The 23,631-nt window shown below is 71.8% G+C and carries 20 protein-coding genes, 1 pseudogene and 1 CRISPR repeat array; of the genes and pseudogenes, 12 read left to right on the forward strand and 9 right to left on the reverse strand.

Annotation, left to right across the window (positions count from 1 at the left end; translation table 11 throughout):
• Positions 1-18: 18 nt before the first annotated feature.
• Complete coding sequence (locus QJS33_RS11080) at positions 19-3,210, reverse strand: AfsR/SARP family transcriptional regulator (RefSeq protein ID WP_306367825.1); 3,192 nt, start codon at positions 3,208-3,210, stop codon at positions 19-21.
• A gap of 553 nt (positions 3,211-3,763) precedes the next feature.
• On the opposite strand from QJS33_RS11080, the gene QJS33_RS11085 reads away from it, so the two are divergent.
• Genes QJS33_RS11085 through QJS33_RS11095 form a run of 3 tightly spaced genes read left to right on the forward strand, consistent with a single transcriptional unit; the run spans position 3,764 to position 4,771 of the window.
• Complete coding sequence (locus QJS33_RS11085; protein WP_306367826.1) at positions 3,764-4,090, forward strand: PadR family transcriptional regulator; 327 nt, start codon at positions 3,764-3,766, stop codon at positions 4,088-4,090.
• The gene (locus QJS33_RS11090) at positions 4,087-4,443 is read left to right on the forward strand and encodes a DUF1048 domain-containing protein (protein WP_306367827.1); all 357 of its coding nucleotides are present in this window, start codon (positions 4,087-4,089) and stop codon (positions 4,441-4,443) included. The genes QJS33_RS11085 and QJS33_RS11090 overlap by 4 nt, the downstream gene beginning before the upstream one ends.
• A gap of 1 nt (position 4,444) precedes the next feature.
• Positions 4,445-4,771, forward strand: coding sequence for a DUF1048 domain-containing protein (locus QJS33_RS11095; protein WP_306367828.1), 327 nt, complete (start codon positions 4,445-4,447; stop codon positions 4,769-4,771).
• Positions 4,772-4,876: 105 nt separating this feature from the next.
• Here the strand turns inward: QJS33_RS11095 and QJS33_RS11100 are convergent, their stop codons facing one another.
• Together QJS33_RS11100 and QJS33_RS11105 are read right to left on the reverse strand one after the other, a co-directional pair.
• Positions 4,877-6,106, reverse strand: coding sequence for an FAD-dependent monooxygenase (locus QJS33_RS11100; protein ID WP_306367829.1), 1,230 nt, complete (start codon positions 6,104-6,106; stop codon positions 4,877-4,879).
• Complete coding sequence (locus QJS33_RS11105) at positions 6,106-6,672, reverse strand: TetR/AcrR family transcriptional regulator (protein ID WP_306367830.1); 567 nt, start codon at positions 6,670-6,672, stop codon at positions 6,106-6,108. The genes QJS33_RS11100 and QJS33_RS11105 overlap by 1 nt, the downstream gene beginning before the upstream one ends.
• Positions 6,673-6,824: 152 nt before the next feature.
• Positions 6,825-7,220: direct repeats of the CRISPR family, unit length 29 nt; unit sequence GGGACCATCCCCGCGTGCGCGGGGAGCAG.
• A 215-nt stretch (positions 7,221-7,435) separates the two neighbouring features.
• Between QJS33_RS11105 and QJS33_RS11110 the strand changes: the two genes are divergently transcribed.
• Positions 7,436-7,975: a DUF4274 domain-containing protein gene (locus QJS33_RS11110; protein WP_306367831.1), complete on the forward strand. Its 540-nt coding sequence runs from the start codon at positions 7,436-7,438 to the stop codon at positions 7,973-7,975.
• Between the two features lie 43 nt (positions 7,976-8,018).
• The gene (locus tag QJS33_RS11115; protein ID WP_306367832.1) at positions 8,019-8,660 is read left to right on the forward strand and encodes a gamma carbonic anhydrase family protein; all 642 of its coding nucleotides are present in this window, start codon (positions 8,019-8,021) and stop codon (positions 8,658-8,660) included.
• Between the two features lie 368 nt (positions 8,661-9,028).
• Here the strand turns inward: QJS33_RS11115 and QJS33_RS11120 are convergent, their stop codons facing one another.
• Positions 9,029-9,484 carry an SDR family NAD(P)-dependent oxidoreductase gene (locus QJS33_RS11120; RefSeq protein WP_306367833.1) on the reverse strand — a complete coding sequence of 152 codons (456 nt, stop codon included), beginning with the start codon at positions 9,482-9,484 and terminating at the stop codon, positions 9,029-9,031.
• A gap of 545 nt (positions 9,485-10,029) precedes the next feature.
• Between QJS33_RS11120 and QJS33_RS11125 the strand changes: the two genes are divergently transcribed.
• Positions 10,030-11,310: an alpha/beta fold hydrolase gene (locus tag QJS33_RS11125; RefSeq protein ID WP_306367834.1), complete on the forward strand. Its 1,281-nt coding sequence runs from the start codon at positions 10,030-10,032 to the stop codon at positions 11,308-11,310.
• Between the two features lie 186 nt (positions 11,311-11,496).
• Here the strand turns inward: QJS33_RS11125 and QJS33_RS11130 are convergent, their stop codons facing one another.
• Positions 11,497-12,666 (reverse strand): PP2C family protein-serine/threonine phosphatase, encoded by a 1,170-nt coding sequence (locus QJS33_RS11130; protein WP_306367835.1) that lies wholly within the window; start codon positions 12,664-12,666, stop codon positions 11,497-11,499.
• Between the two features lie 245 nt (positions 12,667-12,911).
• Here QJS33_RS11130 and QJS33_RS11135 point away from each other — a divergent pair, with 245 nt between their 5' ends.
• The 5 genes from QJS33_RS11135 to dnaK all read left to right on the forward strand — a co-directional run bounded on the left by QJS33_RS11135 (position 12,912) and on the right by dnaK (position 18,077).
• A complete protein-coding gene (locus QJS33_RS11135) occupies positions 12,912-13,868 on the forward strand; it encodes an ABC transporter substrate-binding protein (protein WP_306367836.1) in 957 nt (318 codons plus the stop codon).
• An 83-nt stretch (positions 13,869-13,951) separates the two neighbouring features.
• Entirely contained in the window at positions 13,952-14,326 is a 375-nt protein-coding gene (locus QJS33_RS11140) for a hypothetical protein (protein WP_306367837.1), read from the forward strand.
• A 121-nt stretch (positions 14,327-14,447) separates the two neighbouring features.
• On the forward strand, positions 14,448-15,146 hold the full coding sequence (locus QJS33_RS11145; protein WP_306367838.1) for a thioredoxin domain-containing protein: 699 nt from the start codon (positions 14,448-14,450) through the stop codon (positions 15,144-15,146).
• On the forward strand, positions 15,143-15,766 hold the full coding sequence (locus tag QJS33_RS11150) for a vitamin K epoxide reductase family protein (RefSeq protein WP_306367839.1): 624 nt from the start codon (positions 15,143-15,145) through the stop codon (positions 15,764-15,766). Before QJS33_RS11145 ends, QJS33_RS11150 begins: the two co-directional genes overlap by 4 nt.
• Before the next feature lie 232 nt (positions 15,767-15,998).
• Positions 15,999-18,077: a molecular chaperone DnaK gene (dnaK, locus tag QJS33_RS11155; RefSeq protein WP_306367840.1), complete on the forward strand. Its 2,079-nt coding sequence runs from the start codon at positions 15,999-16,001 to the stop codon at positions 18,075-18,077.
• Here dnaK and QJS33_RS11160 read toward each other — a convergent pair.
• Both QJS33_RS11160 and QJS33_RS31390 read right to left on the reverse strand, forming a co-directional pair.
• A complete protein-coding gene (locus tag QJS33_RS11160) occupies positions 18,055-20,346 on the reverse strand; it encodes an FdhF/YdeP family oxidoreductase (RefSeq protein ID WP_306367841.1) in 2,292 nt (763 codons plus the stop codon). The genes dnaK and QJS33_RS11160 overlap by 23 nt on opposite strands.
• A gap of 205 nt (positions 20,347-20,551) precedes the next feature.
• Positions 20,552-20,596: pseudogene (locus tag QJS33_RS31390) on the reverse strand (hypothetical protein); the annotation flags it as partial.
• 118 nt (positions 20,597-20,714) lie between these two features.
• Between QJS33_RS31390 and QJS33_RS11165 the strand changes: the two are divergent.
• Entirely contained in the window at positions 20,715-21,671 is a 957-nt protein-coding gene (locus tag QJS33_RS11165) for a Dyp-type peroxidase (RefSeq protein WP_306367842.1), read from the forward strand.
• Between the two features lie 89 nt (positions 21,672-21,760).
• Here the strand turns inward: QJS33_RS11165 and QJS33_RS11170 are convergent, their stop codons facing one another.
• Together QJS33_RS11170 and QJS33_RS11175 are read right to left on the reverse strand one after the other, a co-directional pair.
• Positions 21,761-22,570 (reverse strand): ABC transporter ATP-binding protein, encoded by an 810-nt coding sequence (locus tag QJS33_RS11170; RefSeq protein ID WP_306367843.1) that lies wholly within the window; start codon positions 22,568-22,570, stop codon positions 21,761-21,763.
• Positions 22,567-23,631: a FecCD family ABC transporter permease gene (locus QJS33_RS11175; RefSeq protein ID WP_372339641.1), complete on the reverse strand. Its 1,065-nt coding sequence runs from the start codon at positions 23,629-23,631 to the stop codon at positions 22,567-22,569. Before QJS33_RS11175 ends, QJS33_RS11170 begins: the two co-directional genes overlap by 4 nt.

Below are 23,631 nucleotides of genomic sequence, written 5' to 3' on the forward strand. Positions count from 1 at the left end.
GCGGAAATTCTGCGACTTCTACTGAAAAAGCGAATCGCAGGCATGCGCGCTGCCGTCAAGCTTTACCCTGATCATGTCGACTTGATACACCTTGAGGGGTTCAAGCATCTGAAGGGCCTCTTGCCAGAATTTGCGCGCCCTTCCGATATCGCCTTCCTGAACGCACAGATCTCCCAGATGGTCACAGGCCAAGCCCTCCGTGACCGGATTCCCCCGAGCCCGCGCCAGCTGACGCGCATTCTGGTACTGCAAGCGCGCCATGGAAAAGCGCCGCCGCTCCAGATGGACATCACCCAGGAGGTTGAACAGGACCGGTTCGAGGTCCCCGAGCAGGGGACCCCGGGCGCGGGGCAGCGCGTCCTCCACGGCCCGCTGCGCCTCGGCCACCCGCCCCAGGCCCAGGAGGGCCTCGGCCGATCCGGTATCGGCCCTGAGCTCGCCCAGCCCGTACCCCAGCACGCGGTAGCGTTCGCGGGCCTCCATGAAGCACTCCAGCGCGTCCCGGTATCGCTGGAGGTAGTTGAGCACCATCCCGTGGTTGTTCCGGGCCAGCGCGGCGTTCATCCGGTCACCGGACTCCTCGAACAACCTCCGGCTCTCCTCGCAGTGGATCCGCGCCTCACGGTGAAACCCCAGATGCAACAGCGCTCCCGCGTCGTTGAGCATGGCCTGGGCCCGGGTGCGGTCGTCGCCGAGTTCCTCACTGAGGGACGCCGTGATCGCGAACATCCGCGTCGCGCCTTCGAGATCCCCGGTCCTCCTGAGCACGACTCCGATGTGGTTGAACACCTGGGCCCGGCCCCAGCGGTCCCCCGTGCCCTGGAACCCGAGGAGCGAGGCCCGGTGTTCCCGCATGGCCTTGCCGTACTCACGCGCCACGGCGTAGACGGTTCCGAGCCGGTCATGGGCATAGGCCGCGCCGCGGGTGTCACCGACGGCCTCCCAGCGGGCCTTCGCGGAGTCGATGTCCTTCCGCGCGCCGCCGAGGTCGAAGAGCCGTTCGCGCATACAGCCGCGCTCGTAGAGGGCGTGCGCGACGCCCTCCTCTGCGCCCAACCCGCGCCAGGCCTCCACGGCCAGGTCCAGAGCGCGTTCCGCCCGGTCCCAAGGACCGCAGCCGTCCAGGAGACCCGACATGGCCAAAGGGAGCCATGCGACGTGAGCGGTGTAGCCCTGTTCCCGGGCGAAGGAGAGCACCTCGTCGAGGTCGGCGAACGCGTCCACGAACCAGTCCCTGGCCTCCTTCGGCCCCGAGAAGGACTCCTCCGCCGTTCGCCCGATCATCGGCAGACCGAGGCGGAAGCGGCCGGGCCGGGCCGCCCGGTCGGCGGCGTCGGCCGTGTGCAGGTAGTGGTCGAGCACGCGCAGGTCCGCCGCACGGCGTTCCGGCTCCGTCATCACCTCGTGCGCCCGCTCCCGGGCGAACCGGCGCACCAGGTCGTGCATGCGGTAGGCCTCGTCGGCGGTCTCCTCCACCAGATGGCGGTCGAGCAGTTCCTCGAACGCGGCCTCCGTCTCCCGGCGTCCTCCGACCGACGCCGCCACGGCGGGCAGGCGCAGGTTCGCCACCGGGTGCAGGCCCGCGCAGAGGAAAACCCGACGGGCCACCGGGGAGAGGTTGGCGTAGGAGATGTCGAAAGTCGCGTCCAGTCCCCGATGCGTTCCGTCGACCTCGGAGAGTCCGTTGCGGGCGATCCGATCGGCATGGGTCCGGCATCCACGTCCGGGGTGGATCCGGAGCTGGGCGGCGGTCAGGCGCAGCGCGAGCGGCAGATTCCCCAGCATCGCGGCGAGGTCGGCGATGCCCTCGTCCTCGGCGAGTCGGCTTTCGAATGCCGCGAGCATCCGGATTCCATCATCATCCGAAGGCGGGCGGAGACGGAGATCACGGGCGCCGTCGAGCTCCACGACCAGGTTCTCGCGGGTGGTCACCAGGACGACCCCACCGGGTGAGGCGGGGATCAGGGGCGCGACCTGGCCGGGCACGGCGTCGTCCAGAACCAGGAGCACACGCCGCTCCGCCGTACCGGTGCGCCACATCTCGACGCGCCGGTCCAATCCCGGGGGGACGGCCTCACCGGGGACGCCCAGCACTCGGAGGAGGTGGAACAGCGCCTGCTCGGTGTCGATGCCGCGCAGGTCGAGGTGGAGGCGGAAGTCGAACCGGTGGCGCAGGCGGTGGGCGACATGGAGTGCGAGGACCGACTTGCCGACTCCGCCCAGCCCGCGGATCACCTGAACCACGGTGCCGCTGCCGCCGTGTTCGGCGCCGTCCAGGATCAGCCGCACCTCCTGTTCCCGGGCGGTGAAGTCGCCGAGGTCGTGCGGGAGCGTGTCGACCACGACCGGTCCCGGAGCGGGGGCGGAACCGGCCGCCGGCGGAGGGGAGTCGGGCGGAGCGGGGCGAAGCGAGAGGGTTTCTCTCCGGATCAGCTCTTCGTAGAGCCGCCGTGTCTGCTCATTGGGTTCGAGGCCGCTGTGTTCGAGTCGGTGGTCTCTCAGAACGTGGTAGCAGTCGATGGCCTCGGAATCCCGCTTCAGCTCTTTCAGAGCGCGCATACGCAAGTAGACGAGACGCTCCCGAACGGGATGGTCCTCAAGACGGTCGAGGAGCTCCTCATACCCGCCGAGTTCCAGAGCGTTCTCCGCCCACTGGGCGAGCACCCGGAGGCGGTCAGCGCGCATCTTGAGGCGCCTGGCCTCAGCCCAGTCGCCGCCCACGCGGGCCAGTGGGTCGCCGTCCCACTGGCGCAGGGCCTCGTCGTACAGCCGGGCCGCTTCGTCACGATGGCCCCGGTGGACGTTCTCCCGAGCGGTGGAGACCAAGCGGGTGACCCGGTGCCGGTCCACACACCGGGGGTCGACGTTCAGGAAGTAGCCGGGGCCACGCGAGACGACGACGTCGTCGCGGAAACCGGCGGCACGCAGGGCACCGCGCAGGCGGCTCATGAGGGGATGGAGCGCCGCAGGGCCCTGCCGGGGCGGGTACCGGCCCCAGAGGGCGTCCACCAGATCCGTTTTGGACACGACGTGGCCTACGGAGTCGGCGAGGACGGCAAGGGACAGGGCCGTCTGGGGGGAGCCCACGTCGATCGGCCGATCGTCGACCAGAAGCCGTGGGCCATGAGCGAGGAGCCTGATATCCAGCCTGCCATAACCCAGCACAGGAACAGGATGACACCGCGCTTTGCGGATTGTCGAGATCGCCAATAAGGACATCCGCGAAGGACCGAAACCCAAGGCCCTCGACCTGCAAGAACACAAACCAAACACGTTCGAGGACAGGGTTTTCTCACCGAAAGGAAGGTGGGGGCCTTTCGCTTTTCCGAGAGCACGACTAACATGCACACATAAATGCACGGAAATTCAGCACGCGCCCCGGAACGCCATTCTGCACATTCCACGGCACGTGCACTCCGGCGACGGACTCCGCCACCCGACCCGCACATGCCGCATCCGCCCTCGCCATCGCGCCGCCCACCTGCACGGGAACACGACCGCGCACACCCCGGGGCCGGACACGATCAGGGACACTCCCGTACTCGACTCGCGATTCGGGGTCGTCCGCAGACCCAAGGATGTCCGTTGTTGCGGCGGGAGGATGCGCTCGACCGTGGATTCGGGGGAGGCGCGCCCCCACCCCGTCCCACCACCGAGCGCGCAGGACCTCTGCTCCGCACCCTTCGCGGACACCACTACTCTGTGATACTTTATAGCAGTACCCGGTGCCACGGAGTACCTGAAGGGTTGAAGAGGACCTGCGATGGAAGACCTGACAGAGATGCTGAAGGGCACGCTCGAAGGCTGCGTGCTCCAGATCATCGGCGGCGAGGAGACCTACGGGTACGCCATCACGCGGCAGCTGAACGAGCTCGGCTTCGCCGACGTCGTAGAGGGGACGGTCTACACCATCCTGCTGCGCCTGGAGAAGAACGGCCTCGTCCAGGTGACGAAGCGGCCGTCCGGGAAGGGGCCGCCGCGCAAGTTCTACGCGCTCAACGACGCGGGACGCGCGGAGCTGGCCAGATTCTGGGCGAAGTGGGACTACGTCTCGGCGCGGATCGACGAGCTCAGGAAGGACGGGAGATGAACCTCTGGGAGACCGTGACGGGCAGCGACCTCACACGGGAGTGGAAGGCGTTCGGGGTCCGGGCAGAGGCCCTGCCGCCCGGACACCGGGCGGCCTGGGAGCAGATCAAGGGCCACCTGTTCCTCTACTCGGACTTCTCCGGCCGCAACCTGACACCGATCTTCGACGGCGTCCTGGGGCTGCTGGAGGAGACGGCGGCGGACGGACAGGACGTCGAGGACGTTCTGGGCGACGACATCGCGGGCTTCTGCGCGGCGTTGGCCGGCGGGGAGGGCGCCCGGAGCCACCGCGACCGGTGGCGCGAGCAGTTGAACCGGAACGTCGCAAGGAAACTGGCCCGGCTGGGAGGCTGATGTGGGCGTCCAGGACATCATCGAGGGCAAGCGGCAGTGGCGGGCGCACGTGGCGCGGGTCAAGGCGCTGCCGCCGGACTACCGGATCGTCTACAAGGAGATCCAGAGGTACTACTTCAAGGTCGGGCCCGTCGGCCTGGCCGAGGGCGACCTGCTCTCCGGGATCGTCGACTTCTTCGAGGAGGGGGTCGCGTCCGGCAAGGGGGTCATGGAGCTCATCGGCCCCGACGTCGCCGCCTTCTGCGACGACCTGATCAAGGACACGCGCACCTACGCGGACCTCTACCAGGAGTCCGTGGCCAAGGGTTCCGGCACCTCCGGCGCATGAACCCGCCGCCGACACGCCGGCGGCCTGCTCCCCTCCCGCCCGGGGAGAACGGCCCGACGCCGGGTGCGGTGGTGCCCCGCGCGCGGACCGTGCCTCGGCCGGGGTTCAGGGCGCCGTGCGGCCGTCCGGGCCGGGGGCGGTCAGGGCCGCCGTGGCGGCCAGGTCGCCGACCACCCGGCTGGGCTTGCCCGACAGCGCCGAGGCCACCAGGCGGTCCACCCCCGGCAGGGCCGACAGCCGCAGGACCACGCGGCGCAGCCGCAGCCGCAGCGCGGTGTCGGGCAGGAACCAGGACGTCCCGGTGAGGGCCGCGTCTTGGCGCTCCTGCACCACCGGCCGCCACCGCGCCTCGTAACGCTCCAGTCCCTCGCGCACCGTGGCCGCCCGGACCAGCTCCTCGGCCAGTACGAACGCCCCGCCCACCCCCATCGAGGCGCCCTGGCCCGCCAGCAGTGACACCGCCTGGCAGGCGTCCCCCAGGAGCACCACCCGCCCCTTGGACCAGGAGTCCATCCGCACCTGGGCGACGTGGTCGTAGTAGACCTGCCCGGGTTCGGGGCACAGCTCCAGCGCCCGCGGCACCTCCCAGCCCAGGCCCGCGCAGGCCTCGCGCAGGGCCCGGCGGGGGTCCTCGGGCAGCGTGGTGTCCCGGGTGCGGTGCACGGTGAAGACCGCCACCCTGTCCCCGTCCAGGGCGTAGAAGCCCATCTGGGCGCCGAGGCTGTCGGTGAGCAGGAAGCGCCCCTGGGTACGGGCGTGCAGGTCGGCGTCCTCGAAGACGAAGGCGCCGGTGTGGAAGCCCAGGTGGAGCAGGTGATCCTCCTCCGGGCCGAAGACCAGGCCCCGCACGGTGGAGTGGATGCCGTCGGCCCCGGCGAGCAGGTCCGCCTCCAGGACGCGGCCGTCGGACAGCCGCACCACGACACCGTCGGCGTGCTCCTCCACTCCCGTCAGGGCGGCGCCGTAGACCAGGTCCACGCTGTCGGGGAGGGATTCGCGCAGGGCGAGTTCGAGGTCGGGGCGCATGATCGAGACCAGGGACCCGCCCAGGGCCTCGGCGAAGCGCTGAAAACCGACCGAGGCGCGCCGACGGCCCTGTTCGTCCACCAGGACGGCCTCGGAGAAGTCGTGGCCCAGCTCCTGGAGCCGGGGCAGCAGGCCCATGGCCCGGGCGGCGTCGTAGCCGGGGCCGAAGAAGTCGATCATGTAGCCCTGGGGGCGCGGGCCCGGGGCGCGTTCGACGACGGTGACCCGTCGGCCGTGGTGGGCCAGGCGCCGGGCCAGGGCCAGGCCCGCGATCCCGGCACCGGCGATGACGGCGTGGGGTGTGCTCATCAGTACTCCTCGACGGCCCCGGTCAGGAGCCTGCGTAGAACGGGGACGGCGGCCTCGGCGGTCAGGGAGGGGTCCAGGGGGCGGTGCAGCATGAGCCCGTCCATGGCCGCGGCCAGGACACGGGCGGTGGCGTCGGGGTCGGGGACCCCGGTGGCGCGCAGCCAGTCGGTGAGCAGGACACGGAAGTCGGCCAGCAGCCGGGTGAGGGCCCGGCGCAGTTCCTCGTCGCGCCCGGCGGCCAGGTAGGTCTCGGTGAAGAGCACCGACACGGGGTCGCCGCCGGTGTAGGCGTCCAGGGCGCCGAGCAGGAGGTCGAGCCCCTCCCGGGCGGTGGCGCCCGCAAGGCGGTCCGCCCCCTCCTGGACGACGGCGGTCACGGCGTGCAGGGCGGCCTCGTTGAGCAGGGCGCGCAGGGAGGAGAAGTGGTAGTGGACCAGCCCGGGCCCCACTCCGGCCCGCTCGGCCAGGACCCGGGTGCTCACCCCCGCCCACCCCCGCTCGGCGATGAGCTCCGCCGCGGCGGCCAGCAGGCGTTCCCGCACCTCCTGCGTGCGCTGTGTGGTCATGCACCCCTCCCGATCCAAGATTTGGGCGATCGCCTTGGGCGAGTGCCCAAAATCGAGCATGCCACATTCCCCGTCTCCTGTACACCCCTACCGAGCCCCGCCCCACCCCACGCGAACCGCCCGCCCCCGACCCGGACCTATGAGCAGGGCCACACCCCATCCCCGCGTGCGCAGGGAGCAGCGCAAGGGCGACCGCGAAGGCCCCCGCAGCCTGGGACCATCCCCGCGTGCGCGGGGAGCAGTCCGGCGCGGGCCTTGGTCTGCCTGCGCAGTAGGGACCATCCCCGCATGCGCGGGGAGCAGGCTGGTGAGGCAGTCGGGGTCTTGGCCGCCCAGGGACCATCCCCGCATGCGCGGGGAGCAGTGCCCGCCGCAGGTGCTCGCCGATGGCGGCGAGGGACCATCCCCGCGTGCGCGGGGAGCAGCGGACGGGGGGTCGCACCCCCGGACCGGCACCGGGGACCATCCCCGCGTGCGCGGGGAGCAGACCCATCCCCTGGGCCTCCCCGAGGACCACTGGGGACCATCCCCGCGTGCGCGGGGAGCAGACTAAATGACCTGCACAGATTCCACTGGAAACCGGCCGATTTTGCAACTTCTCAAGAAACGGACAAAACGCCCAGCTTTTGTTCGTGTGCTCTCAGGGGTTTCTATCGAATGGATCCGGCCGGAGCAACGGGGGTCGTGGACCGGCGGGCGACTGACAGTGCGGGACACTACGGTGAGGGCCACCACCAGGCGACCGATACAGGAGGGCGGCGGCATGGATTCCACGGTCGAGAGCGTGCTTTCCCATGAGGCAGACGGGCACGGTTCTCTCGCCGACCGAGTGGCGGAGCTGACCGACGAGCGTCGGTTGTGGGAGCTGATGAGCGCCTACAACTGGGACGAAGGCTTCGAGGTCCCCCTCGCCGTGGTCACGCACCCCCGCTGCGACCGGGCGTTGGCGCTGCGCCTGTTCTGGGAGCTGGACGACACCGCCCGCATCCACCACTCCGACGAGGCCAACGCACTGCGGGAGAACCACACCGCCGAGGCCCGCTATCAGCCCGAGGACTTCGACCGGATGGTGCGCTACTGCTCGACATTGGTGTCCGGCCTGTGGGAAGGGACCTTCCCCATCGGGGCCAACTCCTTCGACACCGGCTTCTTCGGCCTCGACGACCCCGCGCTCACCGACCGCCAGCGCGCTCTGCGAACCGACCGCACCCGGCGCGCACAGCAGGAGTACGAGGACGGTTTCCTCCGCCCCGTGACGCCCCGGAGCGCGGACGGCACGGATCCCGGCGAACGCGGCGTCTGAAATCCGCCAGCATCTCCGCGCTCCGCCGGACGAGAATCCCCCCATGACCGTTGGAGCACAGGGAATCCGCATCCGGCATCGCGGCCATGAACCGCAGGTCCACCCCACCGCCTACGTGGCCCCCACGGCCACGCTCGTCGGTGATGTTCGCGTGGGGCCCAGGGCGCGGGTGATGTACGGCGCGGTGCTCGACTCCGAGGGATCCCGGATCGAGGTCGGGGAGGCCGCCGTGGTCTGTGAGAACGCGGTGTTGCGCGCGTCCGCGGTCGCCGGTGACCAGCCGGTGCTCGTCCACGACCACGTCTTCGTGGGGCCGCACGCCACGCTGCTGGGCTGCGAGGTCGGCAGGTGCGCCTATGTGGCGACCGCGGCGACGGTCCTCCAGAGCGCCCGGCTGGGAGCTGGTGCGGTCGTCGCCGTGGGAGCACTCGTCCATGCGCGCGCGGTCGTGCCGGACGAGTTCTTCGTGCCGCCGCACAGCGTGGCGCTCGACGCGCCGCTGCGGCTGCTGGCCCCGGGCGATCCGGGCCTGGCGGAGGCCATCGGGCGGGTGGGCTTCGCGAAGGCGGCGTTCGGCGTCGACGCGGAGTGGACCGACCGGATCAGCCGGTACGAGCGCATCGCGGAGGTGCGCGTCGCCGAGTTCGGCACGCACACGGACGATGAGGTCCTGAATCCCGGCTAGGGCCGCACCAGTGCCGGTCCTGGCGATGGTCGAAGGCTCAGGAGCGCGCTCGCCCCACCGGCCCCGAACGCCACCGGCCAGGCACTGCCCGCGCCGGGCAGGGGATACCGGCCTGCCGCCTGTACCGCCGAGGAAGACCGGGACCGCCGGGAAGTGGACGAGCACGCCCTGCCGAGGAGTCGTTACCGCCGCCCAGAGGAACAGGGAGGCCCGGCCGACGTGGACACCCGCCACGAAGCGGTACGCGTTGCCCGCCTCCGCCATGCCGGTCGGACCTCCCTGCACTCACCGTCCTATGCCGTCCCCTGGGGCAACGGCGGCGGCCGTCATCACGAAGCCGTCCCGGGGGTTGGCCCCGGGCCTGATGGTCAGACCTGTTCGGTGGGGCGGACCAGCACCTCGGCCACGGCCACGTGCCGGGGGCGGGTGACGATGAAGCCGATGCTCTCGGCGACGTCCTGGCTCTGCAAACGCTCGATGCCTCCCATGACGGCGGCGAGTTGCTGCTGGACGATGTCCGAGTTGTGGCTGCGCAGTTCGGTGTCGACGCTGCCCGGCTCGACCACGGACACACGGACGTGCCGGCGTGCCACTTCCTGGCGCAGCGCTTCACTGAACGCACCGACACCGAACTTGGTGGCGCAGTAAGTCGCCTGCATGGCGTAGGCGTTGAGCCCGGAGAGCGAGCCGACGTTGACGATGTCGGCGACCTGACGCGGCCCGTCGGCAGCGGCCTTCACCAGGTGGGGAATGGCTGCGTGAGAGGTGTACATCAGGCCGCAGCACGTTCGGCGCCCACGGCGTCGCCAGCGTGCTCGGCGCACCAGAGCGACGGCATCGGCCTGTCCCTGATCCGCCCGGGCCTCGTGCCCGCCCTCTACAACGTGGCCGAACCGCTCTTCGGCGCGCTCAGCGACCGGATCGGTCCCGAGCCCGTGATCGTCGGCGGGGTCTGGCCGCGTTCACCGCCGCGGGCCCGCCCGTCGCCCTCGCGGCCCTGGCCGCGGCCGCTCTGGGCGGCGGCGCCCCGAGCCGGGCCGTCCTGCGGACACCCGGGGAGCCCGGGGAGCACCCCGGCGTCCGACCCGCGCCTGAGCAGGGGGACCGTGACGGCCCGGGCGGCGCGGACCGGGCGGGCGGGGTCCGGAAGCGCCCGGAGGTGCGCAAGGACCGCCCCACTCCCCCGGCTGCACGTCCCCCCTTCGCGCCCGCGTGGATCAACCAGATGGTGCGCCGGCGGAAGGCATGCGCACCTGCGCGCCGGAACGGACACCGGGGTCGAAAACTCCCCTACGATATTCGGGCCGACCTCCCGGATCCCCCCGCATCCGCCGATACCGGGAAGCGGCCGACACCGAGGAGATCGCTGATGGGCTACGCCATGCCCGGGCTGTGGGTCACCGAGCACACGGTCACCGTCCCCCTGGACTGGTCCGACCCCGACGGGGAGCGGATCGAGCTCTTCGTCCGGGAGCTGGTCGCCCCCGAGCGCAAGGGGGACGACCTCCCCCTGCTCGCCTTCCTCCAGGGCGGACCGGGCGGGGCCAACCCCCGCCCGCTGGAGCCGTCCGGCTGGATCGGGGAGGCCGTCGGAGAGTACCGGATCGTCCTGGTCGACCAGCGCGGTACCGGGCGCAGCACCCCCCTGGACGCGCGGGCCGTCGCCGAACGCGGTGACGCGGCCGCCGGGGCCGACCACCTGTCCCGGTTCCGCGCCGACTCGATCGTGCGCGACATGGAGCACGTCCGGGAGTCCGTGTACGGCGGCAGGCGCTGGACCACCCTCGCCCAGAGCTACGGCGGCTGGCTGACCCTGGCCTACCTCTCCCACGCCCCCGAGGCGCTCAACGCCTGCTACATCTGCGGCGGCGTCCCCGGGGTCCCCGCCGACGTGGAGGAGGTGTACCGCCGGACCTTCACCCGGATGGAGCGCAAGACCGCCGAGTACCGCCGCCGCTACCCGCAGGACGTGGAGGCGGTGGCGGCGATCGCCGACCACCTGGCCGCGAACGACGTGCGCCTGCCCGACGGCGACCGGCTCACCGTCCGCCGCTTCCAGACCCTGGGCATCGAGTTCGGCCGCAAGCCCGGGTTCGAGCGCATGCACTGGCTGGTGGAGAACGCGTTCATCCGTCCCGGGCGGCTGTCCGACGGCTTCCTCCAGGAGGTGCTGGTGCGCACCTCCAGCGCCGCCGACCCGATGTACTGGACGCTACAGGAGGCGATCTACGCCGACCGCCCCGGTCGCGCCACCGCCTGGGCGGCCCAGCGCGAACGCGACCGGCGCCCGGTGTTCGCCGAGGACGCCCGGCCGCTGATGTTCACCGGCGAGATGGCCTTCCCGTGGATGTTCGAGGAGGTGCGCCTGCTGAAGGCGCTGCGCCCCGCCGTGGAGGAGCTGGCCCGGCGCACCGACTGGCCGTCGCTGTACGACGAGAAGCGCCTGGCCGCCAACGAGGTCCCCGTGGCGGCCGCCGTGTACTACGACGACCTGTACGTGGACGCCCACTTGCAGTTGGACACCCTGGAGGGGGTGGGGAACTCGTGGGCGTGGGTCACCAACGAGTTCGAGCACGACGGCATCCATTCCGGCCGGGTGTTCGGACGGCTGCGGGAGTCGGTGCGCGACCGCGGGGGCGAGCCCCGCTGAGCGGGCGCGTCCCCGTCCTGGTGCGAGGGCGGGGACGCCCGGGTTCGGCCCGGGCCGGCCCTGGTGGGGGCGGTCACGGGCTCGCCCTCGATCGGCGCCGCCCGCGGGTGGGGACCCCGCTCCCGTCGCGGATGCCGCAGGGGTGCCGGGCGGGGACGAACGTGTGCGCGGCGCCGCCCGGCCGGGTCAGCCGTGCCACTCGCAGAAGAGCACCGTGGCGTCGTCGTTGAGCGTGTCGTGGTGGTACTCCAGCACCTCGTGCACCAGGCGCCGCAGGGTCTCGGGGACGGGCAGGTTGCCCGCCTGGTGGCGGATGACGAAGTCCACGAACCGTTCGACCCCGAACTCGTTGCCGTCGGCGTCGCGGGCCTCGATGACGCCGTCGGTGTAGAGCAGCAGGCGATCGCCGGGTTCGAGCCGTTCCCGGCACACCGTCACCGGCAGCCCCAGGTCCATGCCCAGGGGGTGGGAGGGCTCGCACTCCATCTCGCGCACCTGTTCCCCCCGGATGAGCACGGGGGGCAGGTGGCCGCAGTTGACCCACTCCATCTCGCCGGTGGTGAGGTCGAGTTCGGCCAGGACGGCGGTGGCGAACCGGGTGCGCACGAATTCCTGGATCAGGGTGGCCTCCACCCCCTGGGGGATCTCGGCCAGCGGGGTGCCCTTGCGGCGCTCGTTGCGGAAGGCCCCCACCGCGAGGTTGGCGATGAGTCCGGCGGCGGTGTCGTGGCCCATGGCGTCGAAGATCGCCAGGTGGGCGGTCTCCCCGACCAGGGCGTAGTCGAAGGAGTCCCCGGCGTTCTCGTAGGCGGGTTCGGCCGCGGCGGAGATCGTCACCCGGGCGTCGGCGAAGGTGCCCGGGGGCATGAGCGTCCACTGCATCTCGGCGGAGACCGACATGGGTTCGGTCCGGATGAGCCGGGCGTAGGAGTCGCTGTTGGAGCGTTTGGCGATGACCAGCAGGCCCACCATCGAGGCCAGGTCGCGCATCGCCGAGCGGTCGGGGTCGCCGGCCCAGGTCACGTGGAGCACGCCCAGGCGTTCGGCGCCGTCCAGGATGGGCACCCAGTAGTGCGGGCTCCGGTCCTCCCGCACCGCCACGCCGGTGATGTAGGCCTGCCCCGCCGGGGAGTGGTCGATGGGCAGGTCCTCACCGCCACGGTGCGCGTCGGGCCCCACCCCGGTGACCTCGCGCAGGACCTGCTGCTGATGGTCGGCCAGGTAGAAGCGGGCCTCGGGCAGGCCCGCCGCATCGGCCTTCTTGGCCACCAGCGCGGGCAGTTCCTCGAAGGTGGCCAGATGCCCGGCCCGTACCAGGGAGACCATCAAGTCGTTGGACGCATGTTGTACGGGCATGGAAACCCCGTTCCCCCCGAGGACCCCTCGGCCCTCCCCCGCCGCCGTGTCATCGCGACCGAACGTCCATGGTCGCACGTTCGCCACATCAGGCACAGATACCCACATATCACTCATTTCGACCAGACCCCGCCCATCGAATTCGGTTCGAGTGAGGTTAGGCTCGCCTCACAACATCTGTTGCATCGAGGAGGAACACAGTGACAGGAGCACGCGGGCGCACCGTCCGGCTCGGAGGTATCGCAATGGCGGGGCTGCTGGCGGCCGCGCTCACCGGCTGCGGGGCGGCGGCACAGGACGATGCCCCGGCACCGGCGGACGGGGACGGCGCCTACCCGATCACCGTGACGACCTCCCAGGGCGAGGTCACCATCGAGTCCGCACCCGAACGCGTGGTCGCGCTCGGCTTCTCCTCCACCGACGAACTCATCTCCCTGGGCGTCGACCCCGTCAAGGTCGCCGTCGACCCCGACACCCTCCCCGAGTACGCCCCCTGGCTGATCGACCCCCTCACCGAGGCCGCCGCGGACGGCGACCCGGCATCGGTCGCCGACCCCTCCCTGCTCGCCGCCGACGGCAGCCCCGACCTGGAGGCGATCGCCACCGCCGCGCCGGACCTCATCATCGCCGAGGTCTACCAGGTGCCGGACCGGGCGGCGTTCGAGCGGCTCAACGCCATCGCCCCCACCATCACCCCCGACACCGACGCCTTCAACCCCGACTGGGACGAGCGCCTGCTCGCGACCGCCGCCGCCCTCGACCGCACCGAGCAGGCGCAGGAGCTGATCACCGAACTGGAGGCGGAGTTCACCGACATCGGTGCGGAGGTGCCCGGGATCGAGGACCGGACCTACCAGTGGGTGCGGGCCGACGACAACGGCTACACCTTCGGCAACGGCTCCCTGTTCGAACTGTTCGGGATGCGCCCGGCCGACAACCAGGACAACACCCAGACCGGGGCCGCGCTCTCCCTGGAGAACACCGCCGAACTGGACGCCGACCTGCTGGCGGTGTGGGCGCAGACCGGGGAGCGGCAGGCGGAGCTGGAGGCCGACCCGCTGTTCCGGGAGCTGCCGTCGGTCCGCAACGGCACCGTCTACTTCGCGGGCCTGGACTTCGCCAACGCCATCAACTCCCCCGCACCGATCTCCCTGCGCTGGCTGCGCGACGAACTGGCCCCGGTGGTCGGCTCCCTGGCCTGACGCGGGACCGGCCGGGGTGCCCGCCCGGGTGGGGCGGGCACCCCGGAGTGCGTCCCGGCCGGGGCACCGTTAAAGTGCCGACCATGGACGGGCACCCCGGCACACGCGGCACACGCACCCTTGCGGTGCTGTTCGCCGTGCTCATGCTGACCTGCCTGGCCTGCGCCCTGGTGCGCACCGACGCCACCGCCCGCGCCGCCCTGCCCGCGAGCGCCGCCGTCCCGGTGGCAGCGGCCACCGATCCCGCGGGCGGCGACGTCGGGCACGAGGACCACTCCTGCGGGGTGGCGCCCGCCTCGGCGTCCGCGGCGGGCATGCCGCTCCTCCTGGCCCCGCTCCCCCTGCTGTGGGAGCTGGGCCGCACCGCGCACGCACCGGCCCCGCCCGCCGAGGACGCCCCCGCGGCACCCCGGCACGGGCCCGGGCTGCTCACCCTGCTCTGCGTGCAACGGGTCTAGACCACGACCGCGCCGACGCCCGCCGCGTCCGCGCCGCCTCCCCCTCCCGGACCGCCCCGCCGGCGGTCCCGTCGTGATCCCGCCGTGCCCCGCGCACGGACCCGTTGGAACGGAAGAACCCGTGAACCAGAACATGACCTTCACCCTCGTGATGCTCGCCGTCCTGGGCCTGCTGGTCGGCACGCTCGCGTACCTGTCGAACCGCCCGCAGGACTCCCCCGGCTCCGTCGGCGCCGCCGCCGCGGCACCCGGCGAGGAGACGGCCTCCCCCTCGCCCGCCCCCGCCGAACTGCTGGTCCGCGAGGACAGCCGGTACCTCGACGACGTCGAGGACGCGCCGGTCACCGTCGTGGAGTTCCTCGACTTCGAGTGCGAGGCATGCCGCGCCCAGTTCCCCGTGATGGAGCGGATCCGGGAGGACTACGACGGCCGTATCGACTTCGTCGTCCGCTACTTCCCGCTGCCCGGGCACACCAACTCCGAGCCCGCGGCCGCCGCCGTGGAGGCGGCCGCCCGCCAGGGTGCGCTGGAGGAGATGTACGCCCTCATGTACGAGACCCAGGCCGAGTGGGGCGAGTCGCAGGAGGACCGCAGCGAGGTGTTCGTCGGGTTCGCCGAGGAGCTGGACCTGGACATCGAGCGGTTCACCGCCGACATGGGGTCGCAGGAGGTCGCCGACCGGGTGCGGGCGGACTTCGACGACGGTGTGGCCCTGGGCGTGCAGGGGACCCCGACGATCTTCGTCAACGGGTACCGGACACCGAGCATGCCGACCTACGAGATGCTGGCGTCGCTGATCGATGCCGGGACGGCCGAATGAGCGCCGCCACCGGGCACCGGGAGCCCGGTGCCGGCCTCCCGGGCCGTGCCCTGCCCTGGCTGTTGGCCCCGGGCGGGGCCGTCGGCCTGCTCGCCGCCCTCGCCCTGTTGGTGGAGAAGGTCCGCGTCCTCCAGGACCCCGGCCACGTGCCCTCGTGCAGTATCGACCCGGTGCTGTCCTGCGGGACGGTCATGCGGACCTGGCAGGCCGAGGTGTTCGGGATCCCCAACCCGGTCCTGGGCGTGGTCGGGTTCTCGGTGGTGACCACCGTGGGCGTCGCCCTGCTGGCGGGGGCGCGCCTCCCGCGCTGGTTCCACCTGGGCCTGTGGGCGGGCACGCTGTTCGGTGCGGGGTTCGTGCACTGGCTGATCTTCCAGAGCCTGTACCGGATCGGCGCGCTGTGCCCGTACTGCGCGGTCGTGTGGGCGGTGACCGTACCGATCTTCTGGTACACCACCCTGCACGTGCTGCGCGCGGGCCACCTCCCGACACCGGGCGTCCTGCGTCGGCCCGTGGACACGATGCTCCGCTACCACAGCACGCTCCTGTGCCTGTGGGCCCTGGCCCTGGTCGCGGCGGTCACCCAGGCGTTCTGGACCTACTGGACGACCCTGGTCTGACGCCGCCCGGTCCCCGAACGCCGCCGCGGGCGCCCGCCCGCGCCCCCGGACGTACCACCGGCCGCCCCGTCCCGTCCCCGGGACGGGGCGGTCTTGTCGCGGCCGACACCGGCGGCTGTCACCTGCCACAAGTACCCGCCGGTATCCCGTGAACCCCGCTGACCTGTGCGGACGCCGGGCGTACCGTCGGGACCGCGCGATCGGCGTGCGACAGCCGCGAGGGGGCGACGATATGGCCGGGGCAGTCGGTATCGATCTGGGGACCACCAACTCCGTGATCGCCGCGGTGGAGGGCGGTCAGCCCACGGTGATCCCCAACAGCGAGGGGTCGCGGACCACACCGTCGGTGGTGGCGTTCACCGATACCGGGGAGCGCCTCGTCGGGCAGCCGGCCCGGCGCCAGGCCATCCTCAACCCCAAGGGCACCGTCTACTCCGCCAAGCGCTTCATCGGCCGCCGCTTCGACGGGGTCGACAGCGAGATGAAGGCGGTGTCCTTCGACGTCGTGGAGGGCCCGGAGGACTCGGTGCGGTTCGAGGTCGAGGGCCGCGGGTACGCGCCCGAGGAGATCTCCGCGCTGGTGCTGCGCAAGCTCACCGAGGACGCCGCCAAGTACCTGGGCGAGAAGGTCACCGAGGCCGTCATCACCGTCCCGGCCTACTTCAACGACGCCCAACGCCAGGCCACCGAGGACGCCGGGCGGATCGCGGGGCCGGAGGTCCTGCGCATCGTCAACGAGCCGACCGCGGCGGCCCTGGCCTACGGGCTGGACAAGCACGAGAACGAGACCGTGCTGGTGTTCGACCTGGGCGGCGGCACCTTCGACGTCAGCATCCTGACCGTCGGCGAGGGCGTGGTCGAGGTGATGTCGACCTCCGGCGACGGCCACCTGGGCGGCGACGACTTCGACCGGCGGCTGGTCGACCACACGGCCGACGAGTTCCAACAGGCCGAGGGCGTGGACCTGCGCAACGACCCGCAGGCACTGCAACGGCTCTTCGAGGCCGCCGAGAAGGCCAAGGTCGAACTGTCCTCGGTCACCCGCACCCAGGTGAACCCGCCGTTCGTCACCGCCACCGAGAGCGGGCCCAAGCACCTGGTCATGACGATCATGCGGTCCACGTTCGACGAGATCACCCACGACCTGGTCGAGCGCACCCTGGGACCGGTCGAGCGTGCGATGGCCGACGCCAAGGTCACCGCGAGCGACATCGACGAGGTCATCCTGGTCGGCGGGTCCACCCGGATCCCGGCCGTGCAGCAGGTGGTACGCCGCCTCACCGGCGGGTCGGCCCCCAACATGACCGTCAACCCCGACGAGGTCGTCGCGATCGGCGCGGCCGTCCAGGCCGCCATCATCAAGGGCGACATGCAGGACGTCCTGCTGTTGGACGTCACCCCGCTGTCCCTGGGCGTGGAGACCCTGGGCGGGATGATGACCAAGGTCATCGAACGCAACACCACCATCCCGGCCCGGCGCACCGAGACGTTCAGCACCGCCGACGACGAGCAATCCGCCGTGGACATCGTGGTCCTACAGGGCGAGCGCGGACGCGCCGCCGACAACCGGGTGCTGGGCCGGTTCCGGCCGGAGGGCATCCGGCCGGCACCACGCGGCACCCCGCAGATCGAGGTCACCTACGACATCGACGCCAACGGCATCCTCAACGTGTCGGCCCGGGACGAGGACACCGGCACCGAGCAGCGGATCACCATCACCGGGACCTCCACCCTGGACAGCGCCGAGGTCGAGCGGATGGTCGCCGACGCCGAGCGGCACCGGGACGAGGACACCCGGCTGCGGGAGGGGGTCGACGCCCGCAACGAACCGGACGGGACGGCCCACCGGGTGGAACGCAGGCTCGCCGAACTCGGGGACGGGGTCGCCGCCCACGACCGGGCGCGGGCCGAGGAGCTGGTCGGCCGGGCCCGGGCCGCGGTCGCCGAACAGGCGCCGGTGGACCGGGTGCGGTCCCTGTCCCAGGAACTACAGCAGGTCTTCCACGGGCTGGGCGCCCGGCCCCGCGGAGAGGCCGGGGGCGGCGGGACGGCGCAGGTCCTCGGCGGGCACCGGGACGCTCGCCCGGTACATCTCCACCCGGTCGACCACCGCGTCGAACACGTCGTCGACGAGCCGGGGCAGGCGTCCTTGCGCCCAACCGGCGAGTTCGGCCAGTGCGGCCCGGGTCACCGGGTCGTACCCGCCCTTTCGCGGTCCGTTGCGCTCGGCCTCCACCCGGGCATCGTCTCACCCCCGCGGCCCGGGGCGCCAACCGGCGGGGCGGGGCTCATCCGGCCGCGGCCGGGGTGACCCGGACCCGGATGTTCTTCATCAGCGGCTGGTCGCTCTGGGTGCTGTAGTCGGCGGCCCCGACCAGGACGTTCATCTCCGGCATGTACCCGGCGGCGCTGCCGCGCGGCAGGTCGTAACGCAGTGCCCGGTAGCCGCGCAGGTGGCGGTGCGCACCGTCCTTGGAGCGGGACTCGATGTCGACCAGGGTGCCCTCCGCGATGCCGCGGGCGCGCATGTCCTCGGGGTTCATGAAGATCAGGGTGCGCAGGTTCTGCACGCCCCGGTAGCGGTCGTTGTCGGAGTAGACGGTGGTGTTCCACTGGTCGTGGGAGCGCATGGTCTGTAGGACGAGCACGTCGTGGTCGGCGGGCACCACGTCGGGCAGCTCCGCGCTGGAGAACTCGGCCCGCTCCGAGGGGGTGAGGAACACCAGCTCGCGGGCGGGCTGCTTGATGCGGAACCCCAGCGGGAGCCGCACCCGGCGGTTGAAGTCCTCGAACCCCGGCAGGACCTTGGCCATGGTGTCGCGGATGCGGTCGTAGTCCTCGATGTAGTCCTCCCAGGGGGTGGCGCTGTCGGGCAGGGTCGCCCGCGCCATCCCCGCGATGATCGCCGGTTCCGACAGCAGGTGCGGGGAGGCGGGGCGCTTCATGCCCACCGACAGGTGGACCATGCTCATGGAGTCCTCCACCGAGGTGGCCTGCACGCCGGTGTGCTGCTCGTCCTTCTCGGTGCGGCCCAGGCACGGCAGGATGAGCGCCTCCCGGCCGTGTTCCAGGTGGCTGCGGTTGAGCTTGGTACTGACGTGCACGGTGAGGTCGCACCGGCGCATGCCCGCCGCCGTGTACGGGGTGTCCGGGGCGGCCATGACGAAGTTGCCGCCCATGCCGACGAACACCCGGATCCGGCCCTCGGCCCGGTCTCCCCGGTGCATGGCCCCGACGGTGCCGACGGTGTCCAGGCCGTGCTCGCGCGGCGGGTCGATGCCGCACACCGACGCCAGCCGGTCCAGGAACGCCGCGGTGGGCCGGTGGTCGATGCCGCAGGTGCGGTTGCCCTGCACGTTGCTGTGCCCGCGCACCGGCGAGGGTCCGGCGCCCTCCCGGCCCAGGTTGCCGCGCAGCAGGAGCACGTTGACGATCTCGCGGACGGTGTCCACACCGTGTTCGTGCTGGGTGATGCCCAGGCACCAGCTGATGAGGGTGCGCTCGGACCGGTGGTACACCTCGGCCGCCTCCAGGATGGCGGCGCGCGGCAGCCCCGACTGGTGCTCCAGCTCCTCCCAGGGGGTGTCGGCGCACACCTTGCGGTACGCCTCGAACCCGGACGTGTAGCGCTCGATGAACTCGGGGTCGACGGCCTTGGGGTCGCTCTCGGCGCGCTCCAGCAGCGCCTTGGCGATGCCGCGCATGAGCGCCATGTCGCCGCCGGGCCGGACCTGGAGGTCGAGGCTGCTGGTGGGGGTGGACCTCATCAGCGCCATGTCGACGAAGTCGTGCGGGACGATGGCCCTGCGGGCGGCCGCCTCGACCATCGGGTTGACGTGCACGATCTTCGCGCCGCGCTTCTCGGCCTCGGTGAGGGCGGTGAGCATGCGGGGGGCGTTGGAGGCCGCGTTGACGCCCATGATGAACAGGGCGTCGGCGGTCTCCCAGTCCTTGAGGTCGGCGGTGCCCTTGCCGGTGCCCAGCGCCGCCTGTAGGGCGCGGCCGGACGCCTCATGGCACATGTTGGAGCAGTCGGGGAGGTTGTTGGTGCCGAACTCGCGGGCCATCAGCTGGTAGAGGAAGGTCGCCTCGTTGCCCAGGCGCCCGGAGGTGTAGAACGCGGCCTCGTCCGGGGAGTCCAGTCCGCGCAGGTGGCGGCCGACCAGCGCGAAGGCGTCCTTCCAGGCGATCGGCACGTACTTGTCGGTGCCGGCGTCGTAGACCAGCGGGCCCACCAGCCTCCCCTGTGCCTCCAGTTCGTGGTCGCTCCAGGTCTTGAGCTCGGTGACGGTGTGCTCGGCGAAGAACTCCCTGCCCGCGCGTTCGTGCGTCATCTCCCAGGTGACGTGCTTGATGCCGTTCTCGCAGATGTCGAGCTTGAGGCCCTTGGTGTCGTCGGGCCAGGCGCAGCCCGGACAGTCGAAGCCGCCGTTCTCGTGGTTCATCTTGAAGATGGCGCGCGGTCCGTCGATCCACTCGCCCTCGCCCTTGAGGACGTTCATGACCGATATCGCCGCACCCCATCCGGCCGCGGGGTGGTGGTAGTCGCGCTGGGACCACTGCTTCTTCTCGTCCGCCATGAGGCCCTCCCCGTCGTCGTCCGCCGTTCCCGCCGCCGCGGCGGACGGAAAAAGAAGAATTCCTTGCGGACATTTGAATCGGCCGATACCGAATAATTCCGGGGCGCCGGACCCCGGGCGCGTTCTCTGTACCGCAGAACCCTCTGTGTCGCAGAAGCACAGTTCACGGCGTTGCCATCATACGGCCGGGGGGATGCCCGGACAATCACCGGCAAAGCCGCCGGGGAAACCCGATCGCGACACACCACGGCCGTTGTCATGCGGAACAAAAGAGCCTGCGGCATGCGAACCTGAAGGGCGGGAAATGATAAATTCGGCCCCTTCCGGGAAATGTCCCGGGGCCGGGCGAGCGGGAGGGCGTGGGGCGGATGGCGGACGGGAACCGATCCCAGGCGGTGGCGGTGCCGCCGGCCAGGGCCGCGGTGGTGCTCGTCCTGACCGTGCGGCCCGGGCCGCCGGGCCCGGTGCGCGAGCTGCTGTCGGACGCCGCCGGGATCGTCCGGGCCGTGGGGTTCCGCGCCCCCGACGAGGGGCTGAGCTGTGTGACCGGGATCGGCGCGGACCTGTGGGACCGGCTCTACGCGCTCGCGCGCCCGCCCGGGCTGCACCGCTTCCGCAAGATCTCCGGGGACCGGCACACCGCGGTCTCCACCCCCGGCGACCTGGTGTTCCACGTGCGGGCGCACCGCATGGACCTGTGCTTCGAGGTGGCCCGCCGGCTCACCGACAGGCTGTCGGGCCTGGCCGACGTGGTCGACGAGGTCCACGGGTTCCGGTACTTCGACGAGCGGGACCTGCTGGGGTTCGTCGATGGCACCGAGAGCCCCACCGGGGCGGAGGCGGTGGACACGGTGCGCGTCGCCGACGGCGACCCGGTGTTCGTCGGCGGTTCCTACCTGGTGGTGCAGAAGTACGTGCACGACCTGGGCGCCTGGGACGCGCTGCCGGTGGAGGAGCAGGAGCGGGCCATCGGCCGCCACAAGCTCAGCGACATCGAGATCCCCGACTCGGAGAAGGCGCCGAACTCCCACGTCGCGCTGAACACGATCACCGACGCCGACGGGAACGAGCGCAGGATCGTCCGGGAGAACATGCCGTTCGGGTCGGTGGGCGAGGGCGTGTTCGGCACGTACTTCATCGGCTACGCCGCCGACCCGGGCGTGATCGAGCAGATGCTGCACAACATGTTCGTCGGCGACCCGCCCGGGAACCACGACCGGATCCTGGACTTCTCCACGGCGGTCACCGGGACCCTGTTCTTCATTCCCCCCGCCGACCTGTTGGAGGACCCGCCACCGGCACCGGGACACGAGGGGCCGTCGTGACGGCCCGGGTCCCGTCCGGCGCGTGGCCGCGCCTGGTGCTCTCGGTGGTTCCGGGGGTCCTGGTCGGGGTGGCCGCCATCCGCCCCCGGTCAGCCGGCGGAGGGGTCGTGGTGGCGGCCGATGGGCAGCATCAGCGGCCTCCCCGACACCGGGTCGGTGATGATGCGGCTGCGCAGGCCGAACACCGCCTCCACCGTCTCGGGCGTGAGCACCTGCTCGGGGGTGCCCGCGGCGTGCAGCCTCCCGTCGGCCAGGGCGATGAGGTGGTCGGCGTAGCGGGCCGCCAGGTTGAGGTCGTGCAGCACCATCACGATGGTCGTGCCCAGCGACCGGTTGAGGTCGGTGAGCAGGTCCAGGACCTCCACCTGGTGGCTGACGTCGAGGAACGTCGTCGGCTCGTCGAGCAGCAGCAGGTCCGTGCGCTGGGCCAGCGCCATCGCGATCCACACCCGCTGGCGCTGTCCGCCGGACAGCTCGTCCACCGGACGGTCGGCCAGATCCAGGGTCCCGGTGGCCTCCAGGGCGGCGGCCACCGCCTCGTCGTCCTCGCGGGTCCACCGCGAGAACACCCCCTGGTGGGGGTGGCGGCCGCGGCCCACCAGGTCGCTCACCGCGATCCCCTCCGGTGCGATGGGCGACTGCGGCAGCAGCCCCAGGGTGCGGGCCACCCGCTTGGACGGCATCCGGTGGACCTTCTCACCGTCCAGCAGCACCTGTCCGGACCGGGGCGACAGCAGCCGCGACATGGCCCGCAGCAGGGTGGACTTGCCGCAGGCGTTGGCGCCGACGATCACGGTGATGCGCCCCGGCGGCACCACCAGGTCCAGTGCCTCGATGACGACCCGGTCCTGGTACCCCAGGGTCAGGTCCTCGACGAGGAGCGAATGGGCCGTGGTCACAGGGAGCCTCCCGCGCGGTGGGTGCGGACGATCAGGTACACGAGGTAGGGCGCGCCCAGCACGCCGGTGACGACGCCGACGGGGTAGCGGGTGCCGAGCAGGAACTGGCCGGCGAAGTCCGCCACCAGCACCAGCAGCGCGCCGACCAGGGCGGACGGCAGCAGCAGGGATCCGCCCGGGCCCACCAGGCGGGCCGCGATCGGACCGGACAGGAACGCCACGAACGCGATCGGCCCCGCGGCGGCGGTCGCGAACGCGATGAGCCCCACCGCGGCGATGATGAGGACCAGCCGGGTACGGTCCACCCGCACCCCCAGTGCCGCGGCGGTGTCGTCGCCCAGCCGCAGCGCGTCCAGGTCCCCGCCCCGGGCCAGCAGCACCGGGGCCAAGACCGCCAAGGCGATCGCGGCGGGGACGACCGCCGCCCAGTCGGCCCCGTTGAGGCTGCCGGTCAGCCAGCGCAGCGCCTCCTGGAGGTCCCACTGGGCGGCCCGGTCCAGAATGTGGTCGATGATGCCGTTGAGCATCGCCGCGATGCCGATGCCCACCAGCACCAGCCGTCCGCCCGCCACCCCGTTGCGGTACGACAGCAGGTACACCAGCAGCGCCACGCCCAGGCCGGACACGATGGCGAACGCCGACACCCCGACGCCCTCCAGGGAGAGCACCACGATCGCGAAGGTGGCGCCCGCCCCGGCCCCGGCGCTGATGCCGATGATGTCGGGGCTGGCCAGCGGGTTGCGCAGCATGGTCTGGAAGGTGACGCCGGCCAGGCCGAAGCCCAGCCCGGTGACCACGGCCAGCACGGCCCGGGGCAGCCGCAGCCGCCCGACGGTGAACGAGGCGCCGGGCACGTCCCGGCCCAGGATCACCCCGATCACGTCGGCGGGCGGGTAGAAGGTCCTCCCGACCATGAGGGTCACGGCGAACCCGGCGACGATGAGGACGCCCAGGACGGTGATGACGACGAGGCGCCGCCGCCCCCGGGCGCGCCGCCCCCGGGCGACGGCCGTCACCACGGCGTCATCGGGGACGGGGACGGAGGACCGGGTGGTGTCGAT

The sequence above is a fragment of the Nocardiopsis sp. CC223A genome, assembly GCF_030766825.1.
GTDB lineage: Bacteria > Actinomycetota > Actinomycetes > Streptosporangiales > Streptosporangiaceae > Nocardiopsis.